The following is a 17,315-nucleotide window of genomic DNA, read 5'->3' on the forward strand; positions in this document are numbered from 1 at the left end:
CCTTTATCTCGACTCTTAATGGGTAATAAAGCAGGCTGCCATTCGGTAGCCTGCTTTATCTAGGATATGAACGACCTAATTATTCACTCACATTACTAGAGAAAATTGTAATTGTTCCTTCATAGAAATCTTTAACCGCTTGTTCAACTGTCTTGCGGCCAAAACCAATTTCTTGAATGGTTGTTTTTCCTAGCTTGGTGAATTCAGCAGATCCTGGAGGGTTATAGCTGACTCCAAAAGGCTCTGTTTTCGTTGCTTCTGATACACGGCTAGTATAGTCGTATACGATTCTATCTACATCATCAGCAGCTGCTTCTAATACATCACGATTTTTGCTTGTAACGGGTACACCACGATTATTACGAAGAATTTGCGCTGCTTCACTATCATTTATAAAGAAATTAATAAACAATGCCACTTCCTCTGGATGTTCCGTTTTAGCAAAACCAGATAATCCTTGACTTGATTCAAATATAACACCCGTTCCTTTGTCACCGCGCGGTAATTGTACCATCGATAATTTGTCAGTCGTTAGACTTTGTAGTGCAGTTAACTGATTAGAAGCAAGTAAATTCATTGCTACTTGGCTAGTAACCATTAGTGATTTACTAATATCATCTCCAGGGTTAGAAATAGCTAGTTCAGGTGTTACTACACCACCATTTGCTGCAGTATCCGCCCAGTATTGGAACCATTTCAATGCGGTAGCTTCATCAAATCCAAGTGATTCTTTTTCCATATCATAGATTTGCTTTCCACTTTGTTTGAAAAATATATCTAATCCTTCAAATGTAAAATCATAAGTACCATATGCATTGGGACCTAGCTTGTCGCTTATTTCTTTACTGATTCGTGCGTAGTCATCCCAATTCCAACCATCCTGGGGAATAGCCATACCCGCTTTTTCGAACATCGTTTCATTAATAACAATACCTCGAGCGTTCGCTCCAGCAGACACATGCAGCAATTCGTCTTTAATCGTACCATATTCAATCATTGCGTCATCCATATCTGATAAATCCAGTTGGTTGCCAACATAGGCATCTAAAGGAAGCAACACATCTTTAATCGCATAGTCTACTACATTCCCACCTAGGAAGAAGATATCTGGCGCCGTTCCTGATGCGAGTTGAGTATTGATTTTATCCCAGTAGCCAGAAGATGGAGCAAATTCGCCGACAATATCAATGTTTGGGTATTTAGCTTCAAATAGTTCGACAACTTGATTTGTTATATCGGCACGTTCCTGATCTCCCCACCACATAAGCCGCAGTTCCACTTGTTTTACAGCTGGAGTATCTTGCTCTGTGGAGGCATTTTCTTTCGTATTCGTATTCGTATTCGTATTCGTATTTCCACTACTGGTATTACTAGTACTAGAACATGCTGCAGTAAAAATCATGAATGCTGACATCAATACGATTAACCATCCTTTTTTCATTTCGATCTCCCCTTATCACAATATGAAAGTGCTTACGTAGGTAATGATAGCGTTTATTTCCAAAAACTTAATTTCATTATTTCGGGTCTTCATACATGTTTTTTTCAGGACCACTCATTCCTCACTTAAATCCTGTTGTCGCAATTCCCTCAAGGAAGTACTTCTGGAATATAAGGAAGATTGCTGTAATTGGCACTAATGACAAGGCTGACATAGCTAGCAATGCTCCCCAATCTGAAGATCCAGATGGGTCAAATAATGAACGGATCGCTAACTGAACAGTGAACAAATCAATTTTGCTAATGTAAATCATTTGACTAAAGAAGTCATCCCATGTCCAGATGAATGTGAAAATAGCAGTTGTGATAAGCGCAGGTACAAGTAAGGGAAGCATGATTTTAACATAAATTTGTTTTTGACTACATCCATCAATGGTTGCACTCTCATCCAATTCACTAGGAATACCACGGATGAACTGTACCATCAATAAAATAAAGAATGAATCTGTTGCTAACCACTTCGGAACAACAAGAGGCAAATAAGTATTAATCCAATTCAATTCACTAAAAACGATATATTGTGGAATTAATGTCACATGGTAAGGCAACATAATCGTCACAAGCATCATAGCAAACCAAAGTTTACTAAATTTAAATTTTAATCGAGCAAATGCAAAGGCTGCTAATGAACATGTAATCATGTTACCCAGTACACTCATAATAGAAATAAACGCGGAGTTTAGAAAGAATCTACTGAAAGATATTCCTTGAAATCCTTTCCAGCCGTTAATGTAATTATCCAATGTAAACTCACTTGGCCACAATCCTGGTTGAGAAAAAATGAATTGATTCGGTTTAAAGGAACTACTAATTAACCAAAAGACAGGATACAGCATCAGAACGCCTAATCCGATAACAAACATATGGCGAATCCAACGGGTTGTAGTTGTCTTAGACATTGATTATTTGCCTCCTTTATCATCGCCGTAGAACACCCAATATTTCGATGTGGCAAAGACGACCGCTGTCAAAGTACCGATCATAATAACCATGACCCACGCTAAAGCAGATGCATAACCCATATCAAAGAAAGAGAATCCTTTCAAATAAAGGTAAAGCGTGTAGAACATCGTAGCATTAAGCGGACCACCACGCCCATCACCAATAACAAAGGCTGGGGTAAATGCTTGGAAGGAATTAATTAAGCCCATAATAAGATTAAAGAAAATAACAGGTGACAATAATGGAAGTGTCATTGTGAAAAACTGGCGAACCTTACTCGCTCCATCAATAGAGGAAGCTTCATAAATTTCAGCAGGTACCTGCTTTAATCCAGCCAAAAAGATAACCATTGCTGAACCAAACTGCCATACTGATAAAGTAATTATCGTGTATATAATATAATCGGGGTGAGCGATCCAAGAAGGACCGGTAATACCGAATAACGATAGAAAATCATTAACAATCCCTTGACCATCAAAGATTTGACGCCAGACGATAGCAATGGCAATACTACCGCCAAGTAACGAAGGAAGATAATAGACTGTTCGATAGATGCCTAGACCTCGCATTCCTTTGTTCAAGGCCATCGCTACTAACAGAGCAAAAATCAGCTTAAATGGGACAGATAGAAACACATACTTGAAGGTTAACCACATTGAGCTCGTGAAGATTGGATCATTGGTAAAGATTTGAACATAGTTGTCAAGACCGATCCATTTTGGGGAATTAAAAAGATTATATTTCGTTAATGAGAACAATAACGATGCAATCATTGGACCCACCGTTAAACAGAAAAAACCAATGAACCATGGTAACAAGAACAAATATGCTGTTCTATTCTGCTCTCGTGCCATATTTCCATGTGATAAGCGCATGAATAACAATCCTCCCTAATCTAATATAGTCAAAAGCATAACTCATGACTTAATAATAGAGAGAATTGTTATTAACTTGAATTCTATTTCTTCGGGGAAGTACTATCACTTTTTCTAGGTAATCTTTGACGATAGTCGGTAGGTGAGGTTCCAAAAACTTTTTTAAACTTCGAACTGAAATAGCTGGGGTTAGAAAAGCCCGTTAATTCAGCGATATCCCATAGTCCCAAATTTGATTCCTCCAGTAGCTTGCAAGCATGTTTCATTCTAACATCAGCAATATATTGGACATATGTTTTCCCAACCTTACTTTTAAATAACTCCGAGAAATACGAGGGATTGTAATTATACTTTTCGGCCAACATCGGTAAAGTAATTTCATACATATAATTGTCATCTATAAAGCTCTGAGCTTTTTTAATAACAGATTGCTCATCTGTCACTTCAGCATTCACTACATGTTGATGAATGTGATTAGCGATTTCCATCAGGAATACATTCGCCTTTTCAATGGTGTCCAGACTTAACGCGAATTCAGGTCTAAGCCATATTTGTTGGGCGCTCCTTAGTGATGTATTCGTTTCATGAGCGATACTTTCAATCACAAGAAACAACTGAAAAATTGACTTCACAAAGCTACTTTTTGATTGCCTATATGCTTCTTGTAATTGGATCTCAATAACATCCTTAAAGGAGGACATTTCACCCCGAAGATGCATTCGTTTCAATGCTTGTATATCACTGCCCTGCAAGTTCAATTGTCCTTCTTCTAGCTTAATTTCACTATTCTGCACATGACTTACTTCCATATTCCAGGATAGAAGCGCGCCCATATAACCTTCATTCCACTTGCTGTAACCACAAACTGGTAAACTGCTTCCAATAACAAGCTCAAATAGCAGTTTAGAACTTACTATTTCTCTCAACTTATCCGTTAATGTAGCCTTATTCATTTCATTATCTAATGAAATGATGTGGAGTAAATTGGGGTAATTATTATCTTTAAATAGAATACTTGATTCCGTTGTTAATGCAATGATTTCTCTGCAAATCAATTCAAATGGAAACTGATATTGCTGCGGCACTCGGTCAATACCAACTTCATCGTTAATAGATTGCTGCTTCAAACCAAGCGTAAGAAAAATAACAGACTGATGTTCCCAGTTGTTCATACGAAAGAGCTCTGCTCGATTGTGAATATTGAAATTCGTTTCCCCTTTAGCTATACGCAGTACAAAATTTTCACACATCTCCAAAAAAAACATAGATAGCTTCCATTCAGTAGCTGTCGTTTTCTTAAATTGTTCACGTTCATTATCTAGCTCAAGCTTCACTCGTTGTAGAACTTCCGTTAATTCCTCGGACATGATAGGCTTCAATAAATAATCACGCGCATTTCCACGAACAGCAGCTCTTGCATATTCGAAATCATCGTATCCAGTCAATACGATCACCTTAATACCTGGATATTTCTCCTTACAATAATCAAGAAAAGCAGATCCATTCATTACAGGCATATTCATATCTGTAAGTACAAGATCAACAGCATGATTCTCCAAAAATTCCAATGCCGCCGCTCCATTACCTGCCTCTCCTACAATCTCTAGCCCTATTGAATCCCATGCCACCTTTAATTTCAATCCATTTATGATCTCTTGTTCATCATCTACAATGAGCACTTTAAACATTATTCTCTCTCCTTAACCGGTAGAATCAACTTTATTTCTACACCACCGAGTTCACTGTTATCTATCTCATACTGGAATAGCTCTCCATAATAAAGTTTACAACGAACAAGTACATTACCTAGTCCTATCTGATTCATTCCACCCATCAGTAATTGATTTGATTCGGCAATATCAACAAATGCTGTAACCTTATCTAGTTGCTCTTGTGCAATACCAGGACCATTATCGGCAATAACGATGACTAATCTCTCTTCTGCTCTAGTAATGTGGAGATTGACTCTTGCAATCTCCTGGGTCTGGAAACTATATTTGACTGCATTCTCTAATAGCGGCTGGATAATAAACTTCGTCATCATTACCCCTTCCAGTTCCCCTTGTTTGCTCACTTCAATTTCAGCACGATCCTTATAACGAAGATTAATAATAGCGAAATAGTGATCAACATATTTCAGCTCATCAGTCAATAATACGAGATCATTACTAATCTTCAATGAATAACGCATCATTTGACCTAATGAATGTATAATCCTTTCGGTGTCCCTTCCCCTATTCTGTAGAGCAAGACTACTAATTAACTCCAACGTATTGAACAGAAAATGTGGATTAATCTGCATTAATAACGCTTTATATTCAGCCTGCTGTCGCAGTAACTTTAATTCAAATTCGTTTTTAATATGTTGTCTTAATTGTTCTACCATCTTACGGAAAATTTCTGATACAAACCCCATTTCTGTTCGAACGACTGACTCTGATTGAATACGGAGTTCAGCTCGGTTAAATTCTCCCCGCTGTACGTGTCGCATAGCGACCACAAGAGAAGTTAACGGTTTTGATATACTATGAGATAGTACAATAGCGACAAGGACTGATAGTACAAGCAGGAATGATGCAATAATAATAATATTTTTACGAAGACTAAAAAGCTCTGCATATAAATCGTTTTCTGATACGATTCCTATTAATACCCACTTCGTCTTCGGTAATTTTTTATATACTAATATCTCTTTTGCGCTACCTTTACCATCTGAATAAATCGTTCCTTGAGTCTGACCGTTAGCAATGATGTTCTGTACATGATTAGCTAATTGTTTATCATCTGGAAATTCTGACTGTGTTAACAATGGTTGCCCATACCGATCCAATAAAAAAATCGTTCCATTTTGACCTAGATGAATACGATTTAAAGGCTCTAAAAAATAACTTTCATTAACATTCACTTTTAGTAAGCTTTTGGAAAGTTCTGGTTGGAACGTATCGATCGGCATGGCCATACCAATTACTGCATGATTATTATTTTTCATTACTTCAACTGCATCTACATGCGCACTTGACCAATAAAAACTTTGATCTTTAAATTCTTTATACCATGTCTCCCTAATAAAAAAATCGTTCTTTCCTATTAAATTTGCGCCGTTTATCCATAAATTATGATCTCGATATACGGTTACACTCGACACACTAGAGTAGCTATTCGTCGTTTTGGTTAAGTAATCACCTAATTCCAAATTGGAAAGCATCTTGTCGCCTTCTGTTGAAGAAGAATCAGATAATACTTTATCCCAGTCATCAACGACATCACTATTAAATACAAGTGAGGCCAAATCATAAACTTGCATTTGCACCATTTCAATATACGCACCGTACTCCACCATTTTTTCTAAAGCAGAAGATTCAATATAGGAACGAATAATGGTGCGTGATTCATTAAATAAGAACAATGCAATGGCAGAGAATGATACAAATATTAATATTACGAAAGAAGTAATTAGCTTATTCCTTAATGAATATACAATAATCCATTCCCCTTCCTTATATTGGGATTACGCCTTTAACTAGATCGGTAATAGCGCTTTCATAAAACGATATCATATTATTATTGGTAAATTTGCAGGAGATCATGGTGTTACCCTAATGACAGAGCTATCACCTTTCCACTAAGCGTCGTTAGAAGTATCTCATTCATTTCAATTCGCACATTCAATATTTCACTGGGGTTATCTAAACTATGATCTCCCGTTCCTCTTCCTCCCGGTTCGCCAAACACAGCGGAAATCAGCCAATGTGTACCCGGAGCTAGGCTCGTCTTCAACGTAGGAATAACAGTACGTGGTTGTAGTATATTCGTATTCGCTTGCGGATAGATGAGTTCAGCGACATCATAACCACGTAAACCTACAATACCGCTGCTTCCTAGATAACATGATGCAGTAATACCGACTCTATCGTCGTCGTCATTTACCTGAAGATCAAGCTCATTCCCTAAAGCAAATCCACCTTCAGCTACATTCAGATTTCTCTGTGTGCATACCTGGTGGATTCGAATATGCCATGGGAGCCCCGCTACAATCCATGTCTGGATCTCTACGTCTTTCCATGGTTTCCACCTCGAATATAGTACATTGTCATCGATCCGAGATTCCTCATTCATCCTTCTGACTCTATATAAGTTATCTCCTTCGCTGAGAGCCAGCATCGAATCGAATGCACCTTGACCCAGTCCCCATTCTGCTCTAGGGACGCTGAATCCGAATACATTAGAGTAGGTGAACTTCTCATACTTAGCCGAGGTATGTGTATGTTCATTCGTGCTAAGATGACCACTATTAAAAGCTGTCACATGATCTGTCTCCTCTTGCCGACAAATAACAAGATGAGCCGGTGACTGTATGGACAATGTACTCAACTGTGGTAATGGTAGTTCTTCACTAACCCAGAATGGATGATCGTCAGACAGCGCTAATGGCAGGAACGCCTTAAGTGCCCAGTACGGTGAACCTGGTGCATTGTAATTCTCAGCCATGATTAGATTGGGATACACGTAGCCGATCGTGAGTAGTCCAGAATGACTGAATATGGGTTGCTTAAACCACCAGCGTAAGTTTCTTAGAATCAGTCCTTTTAATACACCTAGGGGAATAGCGTCTACCTCTGCGTCTACCATCGCACTCCAGAATGCCGATTGAGCAAATCTGTAGGTCAAGCTTCTTCCATAGGGAATAGCTGAACCGTCCGGGGCGAACCAATGTATGAAGTCTTTGGAGAATTCTACTGCTCTTAGCTTAAATCTAGCAGATCTCTCAGGATCTTCATCCGACATTAGCTTCGAATACAACAATCCATAATAGTGAAAAGCAATGGGAACGTAATAGTCGCTATGACCTCCGACCCCGTCGCTATACCATCCTTGGGTCAAATAGAACTCATCGATACGATTCAGATTTCTATTCATCTGTTCATGATCATATGGAAGGCCTACTTTACGAAATCCCAGATTCACCAAGACATGAAAGAACAACCAGTTACAATCATGGCAGGGATGACTATTGATCTGATTCAGCCAATGATATAGATTTGATTTCTCTAGCTCATCTAAGGGATCCCATATTTTATTTGGAATCAGAACTAAGGCATAGCCGAATACAGCCATCTCAACCAGCCGTTGATCATAATCGCCAACTGCCCCCCAGTATTCTTCATGCTCAGCATTGGTGCCGTTACGTATCCCTTCAAGACATGTATCCCAGAGTTCATGATCCCCTCCACCTGCTAGTAACGGAACCATCCCCCATAATACTCGGGAGAAACCCTCCATATCAGTTATCAAGGAATGATTACCAGCTCCAGTAACTCCAAGTTTCAACCTAGAGCTCCCTTCGCTATAAAATGGCTTAATAGGATCTAATATTTGCCGCAAGGCCTCTTGTAAATCTTGTTTACTTTGTAGTGGATTCGCATTAAACATGTCCCATTGTTTGTACATCATCCAAGCTCCTTTACCATCAGCTTATCTATTTAACCGATCCTAAATCGTTTTATTCCCAGTAGAATGGCCCTTTCTCTTTCAATCGTGCGAGTCCTTCGACATAGAAGTAATCTCCGTAAATTAGCGGAACATCAATATTCGTCCCTTGAGGATAATTGCTCGTTGCGTGGAGAATCAAGCCTTCCTCACTCGAATCATCCCATGTGCCATAGTTCTCGTACAACGATTTAAGTATACGAATCGCTGAATCTCGGTAGATCGCTGCCTCAACTTCATCCACTTTCTCAGCAAGCAACAGCAATCCACTTGCTGCGCACGCTCCAGCAGATGAATCCCGATATTGACGCTCTTCCATAGGTGCGCGGAAATCCCAATGCGGCACATCATCCTCTGGTAGACGAGTCAAGAAGAAATGGGACACACGCTTAGCGGCATCAAGATAATCTGTCTTCCCCGTATGATGATAAGCTAATGTTAATCCGTATATTGCCCATGCTGATCCCCGAGACCAAGCGGATTCAGCTGCATACCCTTGACCACCAATTCCCTCGATGACCTCCCCTGTGTGTGGATCGAATCGCACAATATGATATACGGAGCCATCTGGACGGATGAAATGTTCCATGACCATATCCATATGCGCTTCTGCGATATGACGATAACGCGGGTCCCCACTGACTTCTGAAGCCCAGAATAGTAAAGGCATATTCATCACGCAATCAATGATGGCATATCCTGCATTATCTTCACCTTCATACCATGGATTCCAGGCGCGAATGAAGTTACCTTTTATATTAAATCTTGCAGCAAGGAAATTAGCCGCTTTAAGTGCTCTAATCTTTGATACTTCATTACCTGATAATTTATAGGAAGCAACACTCGTTAATGTCCACATAAATCCAAGATCGTGATCCAGACGAACATAATCATTCAACACAGAATCAAGACGTTCCTCACATGCCTCCGCGATTAACCTCAATGATTCGTCTCCACTTTCTTTGTATAGAAGCCATAACATCCCTGGCCAGAACCCTGCTGTCCACCAATATGGCTCAGCCGAATCATATATTCCTCCTTGACTCGCGTGGGGAAACCCTGAGCCTATTCTCACACTGTTATGCTGAGTCTTCTTCAATGCTTTATGCCACGCTTCTTCTACCCATTGCTGATTCATCATATCCATTTCCATTCCCTCCACCAACCAATCTATCATTTTTTTAAGTCTTATCCCCGATACTCAACCGGTGTAACACCTACATGTATTTTAAATGTCTTAATGAAATAACTTTGGTTGTCGTAGCCCAAGAGCTCACATATTCCTCCAACCGTGTGATTCGTCTGATCCAACAGCTCCTTAGCACGTTCCATCTTTAACCTAGTTACATATTCGATGAAAGTGAATCCAGATTCCTTCTTAAACAGTCTGCTGAAGTAACTTGCATTCAAGTGCAGATGGTCTGCTACTTCATCCAAGCTAATTCTCGCATTCAACCGAAGAGAGACATATCTACAAGCCTCCATTACTTCAGCTCGCTTACTTGTACCTGGTCCATTAACTGTTGCTACGGACTCCAGATGTTCATTTAACCATAGACGCAATTCAGATAATGTATCCATATCAACGATTTCCCTATGAAGTGTATCTGCAGAATAAGAAGGCTTAATCGATTGCAATGAATGGAGCTTTAACTTAAGATCCAGTAGCAATTTTAACATCCAATCCTTAACATTCTCTGGAGCATACTTCTCTTTCTGAATAAGGCTGACCCAATTCTCAGTCACTTCACGGGCTTTATCCAGGTTCTTGCCTAAAAACACCCCACGCAGTTCTGAACTAGCCAGATCATAATAGTCAAAGATATTGTGCTGTTGTCCAGATACAGTAATATCTTGTATCTTCGTAATTTCTCCAGGTTCTAAATAGAATCGTTGTTTCTCGCATTCCAACATCCCATTCAAACTAACTTTCAAGCATTCTGGAGTAGCACAGCCGTGCCCGGTAATGAATGAAAACTGGATTTTAAGCACTTTGATTAGAGTAGCTTGAATCGCTTTCAGACTTGCAAGGACTTCGTCATATATATTCGTCTTTAAGCTAGGTTTATAAGTGAATAATAAGAATGACGTTTTGACGTCGTACTTAACATGCCGTACCTTCGTCTGTAAACTGTTCAAAACTTCATTGATAACATTAATGACCGCAAAATTCAATGTTTGTTCTGATAAGAAGCGATATTTAATCCTCCGATAGTCTTCCAAGTAAGTAATGACTGGCAAACAGAACTCACCATCTATGAACAACCCATATTCTGCTGCTTCCTTCCTCCATTCTTGCGGTGAAAGTAGTGGCTGATGAATGAAATTTTTAATATATTGTTCCTTGCGGAGTTCCTTTGTCTCACTATATAAATATTTCATTCGAGATTGCTCCCAACCTGCTTGCGCTACCTCATCTAATCCAATTTTGAATCGACTAAGTAACTGGACCAAATCCTCCGGATTCAAGCTATCCTTTAAGAGATAGTCCTGTACATTCAACCTCATCGCTTGCTGAGCAAATTGAAATTCATTATGACATGAAAGTATAATAATCCTTATGTCCGGTTTCACTTCTCTGATTCGGGTAATCAGTTCTAACCCATTCATCTTTGGCATACCGATATCTGTAATTAGAATATCTGGCATTTCTTCCTGCGCCTGCTCCCATGCGCTTACACCATTCTCATGAGTTCCGATCAGATGAAGTTCCAGTTCATCCCACTTGATTGCATCGGATAGTAGCTCGATGACGGGATAATCATCATCTACTAACATGATTTTATACATCCCGTTCCCCTCCTCTTTGCGGAATCACCATCTCAATAACCGTTCCTACAGCCTCTTTGCTTTGGATTGTTATTTCGAACTCTTGCCCGAATAGAATTCTCATACGTTCAACAACATTTTGGAGACCCATGCCAGAGAATGAACTCACTGCCTCTCCCTTGGCAATAACCTCTGATTCAACAACTACTAATTTATCGACAAGACGAGCTAATGCGATTGAGTCCATTCCCATTCCGTCATCCTCAACGGTTAGAATCAGATTCTGTTGATCCATCGTTGCAGAAATACGGATACTTCCCGCTTGCTGGTTAAGCCCATGAATCATAGCATTCTCGACAATGGGTTGAAGGAAGAGACGGGGTACTTTGATCAAAAAGGCCTCAGGTGCAATATTTAGTTCAATCTTCACTTCTTCTTTCTGTCTCATATTCATTAGAGTCATATAATGGGTGACCAGATCAACCTCTTCATGCAGATGAATTTCATCTTCCTCACGGCTAATAGTCATTCTAAGGAGTATAGATAATGAGCTTATCATCTGTGCACTCTCCGGGTCCCCCCGTTTCATGACCTTCATCCGAATAGAATTAAGTACATTGAACAGAAAGTGAGGATTAATTTGAGCCTGAAGCATCTTTAGCTCCGCTTTTCTTTTACGCGCATGCGTAACTGAAACTTCTGTAATCATTTCTTGGACTACATTCAGCATCTGATCGAACATAATTCCAAGATGACCAATCTCATCATTCCCGCGAACACCTGAGCGTAACTGCAGATTGCCCCTCTGCACAGCCGATGTAACTTTTCCTAATGTAACCAATGGCTTCGTAAATGCCCTAACAAGTGCAATTAGCAATACTAGAAAAATGATGAAAGATGATATCTGAAAAATAAATACTCGGTTAAAAATCGAACTAATATTTACAGTAGCTTCATTATACGGTTGCAATAGAACAAGCGACCAACCTGCATATGAGATCTGTTGTTGTGATAATAGATAGTTATTGTTGTTGACCTTAATCATCGATGAGGAATTTTTAAGATTAGATTGGTCCAAATAAGTGAATTTTGTTCCAATCCCCTTCGGATTCGGATTCGAAACGATAACCCCTGTATCGTCTACCAGTTGAATCTCACTTCCCGCTGAACGACTGCCCATAATTGAACTAATCTGATCCTCCATTATCGTAACCACGACATACCCATAAATCTCAGAATTAGCAAGCCTCAGTGTCCGAGCTACCGAAACCTGATACGGATGATCGAACTTGTCATATTGAAAAGAGGTCGGTTCGGCACCAATCCAATACGATTGTAGTCCTGTCAGCTCCTGTAGATTACTGAACCATGGTTCGTTTACGATATCCATCGGGTTGTAATCGCTTACAGAATAATTCATGTAATAAGAACCATTCGTTAGTAATACCGTTACATAGCTTTTCACACCGCCAACGGTCAAGCTGTCCAACTGTTCCAAGATGCGATTCGCTTCCATGAATTTAGTGTAAGGATTTCCATCCATATGGCCTGATACTACTTGCTTAAAATAAGATGTCATTCCAGAATTCACTTGGATATAGTTCACTGTCTTTAACATATTATCAAGCAGATTACTTACCGATTTATTTACAAGTTGCAGGGAATCTTCCGCATTAGCCAAAGCCTGCTGTTTCACAGCTTCTTGTGTTAAGGAATTGTAGATCAATAGTGTGAACACAGCGGGAACAACAATACAAGTAATAGAAGCTATAATTAGCTTATGACGAATAGATTTAGGAGTCCATCTTCTAATCCAATGAAACATCGTTACTCCGTCCCCTCTACATGAAAAAAATGGAGGCGGGAACTCCGCCCCCATTGATGGGTCCATTATATCAAATTATTTTTTGTTAGCGTCAATAATTTGCTGCACACGTTCTTGAGAAGCTTTCACAGTGGCATCAATATCTTGATTTCCTAGGATGAGTTTCTCATATTCATCGTTAACTGCTTTATATACTTCGTTTTGATACGAGGATGGTGGAACGATTGCCGATGCTTTCGAGACAACCAGTGTATCTACTAATGATTTCTTATCCACCTTCTCTGGATTCTTGGTACCCGCCAGAATGGTATCGATGATACCTTCCACTTGCTCCGTCTTCACTTGGCTCCATGCCGGAATATTCTTACCTTGTACAATCTGTCCTTCTGTCGTATACCAACGAACGAAGTTATAAGCTTCTTCTTTATGTTTGGATTTCGCACCAACTGCGACATAATCCGTTGTAACTGGCGTTAATCCTGTTGCATCCGCCGCTTTATTCTTAGGGAAAGGAGCAACGGCTATATTAAAGTTAAGTGGAACCTTTTCCGTACCCCCAATTTCGGTATTCATCCAGCTTCCAATCGTTAGCATACTCGCAGATTCATTGAAGAATTGTGTTCGATAAGCTAACTTCTGTGAGATCATATCCGAATAAGGAACTGAGGACTGATCTTCCTTCTCCATTCTAACTCTTAGTTCAAGTGTTTCTCTAAATGTAGCGTTGTCTAGATTGGACGAACCATCAGCCTTGAGGAAATCTGCATCCTGAGGTTGATTCTCCATTTTCAATTTCAAGAACTCCATCCAGCCACCTGCTTGCGGACCATGGAAGTAAGTACCGTACCGCTTCGCAGCTCCTTCTCCCTTGGTTAATACTTTGGCATAATCTGCATACTCATCCCATGTCCAATCCGTTGGAACGGCAAGCCCTGCTTCGTCGAGATGATTCTTATTGAGCAATACATACCATGGATTGAATTTACCAGGGAGTGCATACACTTTTCCATCTAGGCTAGTGTCTACTTTATAATCTTCCGCTTCCTTATAACCATCCTTAGCGATGAAATCATCCAAAGGTTCAGCCATACCTAGAGCTACACGCTGTGCATAACCCGCTGGATCACTGAACATGAGCACATCTATAGCTGCCCCAGATGCTGCCTCAAGATCAAGTTTCTTAAATGCTTCTTGTGTATCCCCTTTGTCACTAAGTTGTATGAGTTCAACCGTAACGCCTGGCGTTGCATCTTCATAAGCTTTCAATGTGTGCTTCCAATTGTAGGCTTCCTCTGTTCCATAGGTGTACAGACGAAGATTTACTTTTTCCACACTTTCGCTTGGAGCTTTAGGCGTATTGGTGGCAGTATCTTTAGCTTCTGTATTACTATTATTCGACCCACCACAGCCTGATAACAAACTAATCATTAGAACACCAGCGATTGCACCTGTCAACGCTTTTCTTTTCTTCATTCTATAACCCTCCCTGGTATGTTTAATGTCTACACTTTACATTATATATAGCGCTTTCATTTCACTGATAAAACTATATTTACTTATCTCGAATTATTTTTACCATTCATGGGTCTCTACCCCTTTACTCCACCGAGAGCAATTCCCTCAATAACACTTTTCTGTCCGATAATAAATATGATAACGAGCGGAAGAATCGAGGATACTGCGCCAGCCATAATCAATGAATAAAATTCTCCACTCATCGAAGTGAATTTCTGCAATGCTAACGGTAGTGTGTACAGATTGTCGGTTCTAAGAAATATAAGCGGATTCTGATAATCATTCCATGTCCAGATAAATCTTAGAATGGCATACGTCGCCACTGCAGGCTTTACAAGTGGTAATCCAATGGAATAAAAAATTCGAAAATGCGCTGCACCATCTATTTTGGCAGATTCTATAAATTCTTGATGAATGCCCATGAAGAACTGTCTGAGCATAAATGTCCCTAGCACACTAAAGCTTCCAATAATGATCAAACCGAAATGGCTATCAAACAATCCAATATTACGATACAGAATGAACTGCGGCACTAGAATCGCTTGGCTTGGAATCATGTAGGTAACAAGAACAATGATAAACAACCCATTACTTGCGGCAAAATGAATTTTCGAGAAACCGTATGCCGCGAGAGCAGACACAAGACAAGAGGTTATCGTCGTAAGAATACTTGTTTTAATAGAGTTCCAATAATATAGGTAGAATGGATAATCACCAAACCATACTTCTTTATAGTTCTCGATCACGTTCCAAGTCTGTGGAATCCACTGGATAGGGTAAGTGAACACATCCGTCTCCATTTTGAATGAAGTCATTAACATCCAAATGAAAGGTAACAGGAATAATATACTGATAACAAACATGATAGCTGTCATGACTGCTTTGCGCCAATCAATCCCAGAATGAACATTCATACTCTTCGCTCCTTCCTCTTAGTCTGTTAGTAGTTGACCCATTTCTTCTGAGCAATCCATTGGAATAACGTAATTAACATCACGAATCCGAATAGAACGGTCGCAATAGACGACGCATATCCAATCTTCAAATTCACAAAGGCGGTATCGTACAAGTACCACACCATCATCGTCGTCGAACCGATCGGTCCACCCTGTGTCATAATAGCGATCAGATCGAATACTTTAAACGTTGAAATAATCCCTGTCACCATAAGAAAGAATGACGTTGGTGATAACAACGGAAATGTAATACGTGTAAACTTCGTCCAGCCGTTCGCCCCATCCATATCAGCAGCTTCATATAAATCCTTCGGAATAGACTGCAGACCCGCGATGTAGATGATCAAATTGAATCCAATCGATATCCACACGGAGATCATCATGATGGAGATCAACGCAAAGTTTGGATCAGCAATCCATTTCGGCGGATTAGCAATCCCAATGGACTTGAGCATCTCATTAATAGGACCATAGGATGGCTGGAATAACACTTGCCACACAACCCCTACTGCTACAACCATGGAGATATAAGGCATAAAGTAAGCTACTTTAAAATATGACTTAAAATATACTTGCTTATCAATTAATATCGCAAGCACCATAGAAATAATCATATACGTAGGCACGGTCAGCAGAAATAGCAACGTGTTACGAACGGATTTAATAAACAGTGGATCATCAAGCAATTTACTAAAGTTCCCGAACCCAACCCATTTGATTCCACTCCACCCCTGTACGAAGTTCCAATCAGCGAACCCTAGAATCATCGTAGCCATAATCGGCAAGAGCACCAGTACGGACACGCCGATTAACATAGGACTTACAAATAGGAATCCCGCCAGTGTCTCTCCGCGTTGCAGCGAATAAACTTTACGTTTTCTCTCAACAGGTGGCCTCTTGGTTATCACTTTAATATGCTGCGCCATGTCAAACACCTCGCTTGTTTTAAATTAGCATCCTGTAATCTATCTTCATTATAAAAAAAATACCGTCAAATGAATGACGGTATTTTGATCATATTAACGTTAATTTTTACATTCTGTAATTTAAGTAGATTCCTTATTCAATAAAGAATTCTTGCTCTGGTCGTAATTTGGATCTTAACTGCTTCAGATTAAGTTCCATTTGTAATACGATATCCTCTATTTGAGTCGGATCAATTTTAGGCGTCGTCATCGTATCATGTACAACTCCCGCTTTTAAATCACGCATAACGATCTGCTGTTCCTGCCATTTATCCATGAGATCGGCAATCGTAGCATAGAAGCGTTCATAATCTTTAATCACCAGGTCCAGAAATGTATCTACTTCATCCGGATCGTATCCTCTAAGCTTATTACTGAACGCTTTTTCGTGGATCGATAGAGCATCCAAATGAATTCCCAATTGGTTAAACAGTTTTTTTTGTTTGTCTAGTCTACGCTGCATATGCTCGTCCAATTCCAA

Annotated in this window: 13 protein-coding genes; all 13 read right to left on the bottom strand. The window is 39.7% G+C overall.

The genetic code is table 11. From position 1 onward, the window contains the following. Positions 1 to 79: 79 nt before the first annotated feature. The 13 genes from AC1TO8_RS01185 to AC1TO8_RS01245 all read right to left on the bottom strand — a co-directional run bounded on the left by AC1TO8_RS01185 (position 80) and on the right by AC1TO8_RS01245 (position 17,309). Entirely contained in the window at positions 80 to 1,441 is a 1,362-nt protein-coding gene (locus tag AC1TO8_RS01185) for an ABC transporter substrate-binding protein (protein ID WP_482053793.1), read from the bottom strand. Positions 1,442 to 1,562: 121 nt separating this feature from the next. Continuing rightward, on the bottom strand, positions 1,563 to 2,399 hold the full coding sequence (locus tag AC1TO8_RS01190) for a carbohydrate ABC transporter permease (protein WP_482053794.1): 837 nt from the start codon (positions 2,397 to 2,399) through the stop codon (positions 1,563 to 1,565). 3 nt (positions 2,400 to 2,402) lie between these two features. Next, positions 2,403 to 3,317: a carbohydrate ABC transporter permease gene (locus AC1TO8_RS01195; protein WP_482053795.1), complete on the bottom strand. Its 915-nt coding sequence runs from the start codon at positions 3,315 to 3,317 to the stop codon at positions 2,403 to 2,405. Between the two features lie 83 nt (positions 3,318 to 3,400). Then, the gene (locus tag AC1TO8_RS01200; protein WP_482053796.1) at positions 3,401 to 5,005 is read right to left on the bottom strand and encodes a response regulator transcription factor; all 1,605 of its coding nucleotides are present in this window, start codon (positions 5,003 to 5,005) and stop codon (positions 3,401 to 3,403) included. Further along, entirely contained in the window at positions 5,005 to 6,723 is a 1,719-nt protein-coding gene (locus AC1TO8_RS01205; protein ID WP_482053797.1) for a sensor histidine kinase, read from the bottom strand. Before AC1TO8_RS01205 ends, AC1TO8_RS01200 begins: the two co-directional genes overlap by 1 nt. 185 nt (positions 6,724 to 6,908) lie before the next feature. Beyond that, complete coding sequence (locus tag AC1TO8_RS01210; protein WP_482054471.1) at positions 6,909 to 8,765, bottom strand: DUF2264 domain-containing protein; 1,857 nt, start codon at positions 8,763 to 8,765, stop codon at positions 6,909 to 6,911. Positions 8,766 to 8,817: 52 nt separating this feature from the next. Beyond that, positions 8,818 to 9,951: a glycoside hydrolase family 88 protein gene (locus tag AC1TO8_RS01215; protein WP_482053798.1), complete on the bottom strand. Its 1,134-nt coding sequence runs from the start codon at positions 9,949 to 9,951 to the stop codon at positions 8,818 to 8,820. Positions 9,952 to 9,992: 41 nt separating this feature from the next. Further along, complete coding sequence (locus AC1TO8_RS01220; protein WP_482053799.1) at positions 9,993 to 11,594, bottom strand: response regulator transcription factor; 1,602 nt, start codon at positions 11,592 to 11,594, stop codon at positions 9,993 to 9,995. Then, positions 11,587 to 13,398 (bottom strand): sensor histidine kinase, encoded by a 1,812-nt coding sequence (locus tag AC1TO8_RS01225; RefSeq protein WP_482053800.1) that lies wholly within the window; start codon positions 13,396 to 13,398, stop codon positions 11,587 to 11,589. The genes AC1TO8_RS01220 and AC1TO8_RS01225 overlap by 8 nt, the downstream gene beginning before the upstream one ends. 75 nt (positions 13,399 to 13,473) lie before the next feature. After that, positions 13,474 to 14,871 (bottom strand): ABC transporter substrate-binding protein, encoded by a 1,398-nt coding sequence (locus tag AC1TO8_RS01230; RefSeq protein WP_482053801.1) that lies wholly within the window; start codon positions 14,869 to 14,871, stop codon positions 13,474 to 13,476. 116 nt (positions 14,872 to 14,987) lie between these two features. Continuing rightward, entirely contained in the window at positions 14,988 to 15,827 is an 840-nt protein-coding gene (locus tag AC1TO8_RS01235) for a carbohydrate ABC transporter permease (protein ID WP_482053802.1), read from the bottom strand. Between the two features lie 26 nt (positions 15,828 to 15,853). Continuing rightward, positions 15,854 to 16,795, bottom strand: coding sequence for a carbohydrate ABC transporter permease (locus tag AC1TO8_RS01240; RefSeq protein ID WP_482053803.1), 942 nt, complete (start codon positions 16,793 to 16,795; stop codon positions 15,854 to 15,856). 133 nt (positions 16,796 to 16,928) lie between these two features. Then, entirely contained in the window at positions 16,929 to 17,309 is a 381-nt protein-coding gene (locus AC1TO8_RS01245; protein ID WP_482053804.1) for a DivIVA domain-containing protein, read from the bottom strand. Positions 17,310 to 17,315: the final 6 nt, after the last annotated feature.

The organism is Paenibacillus sp. Y859 (assembly GCF_056786405.1).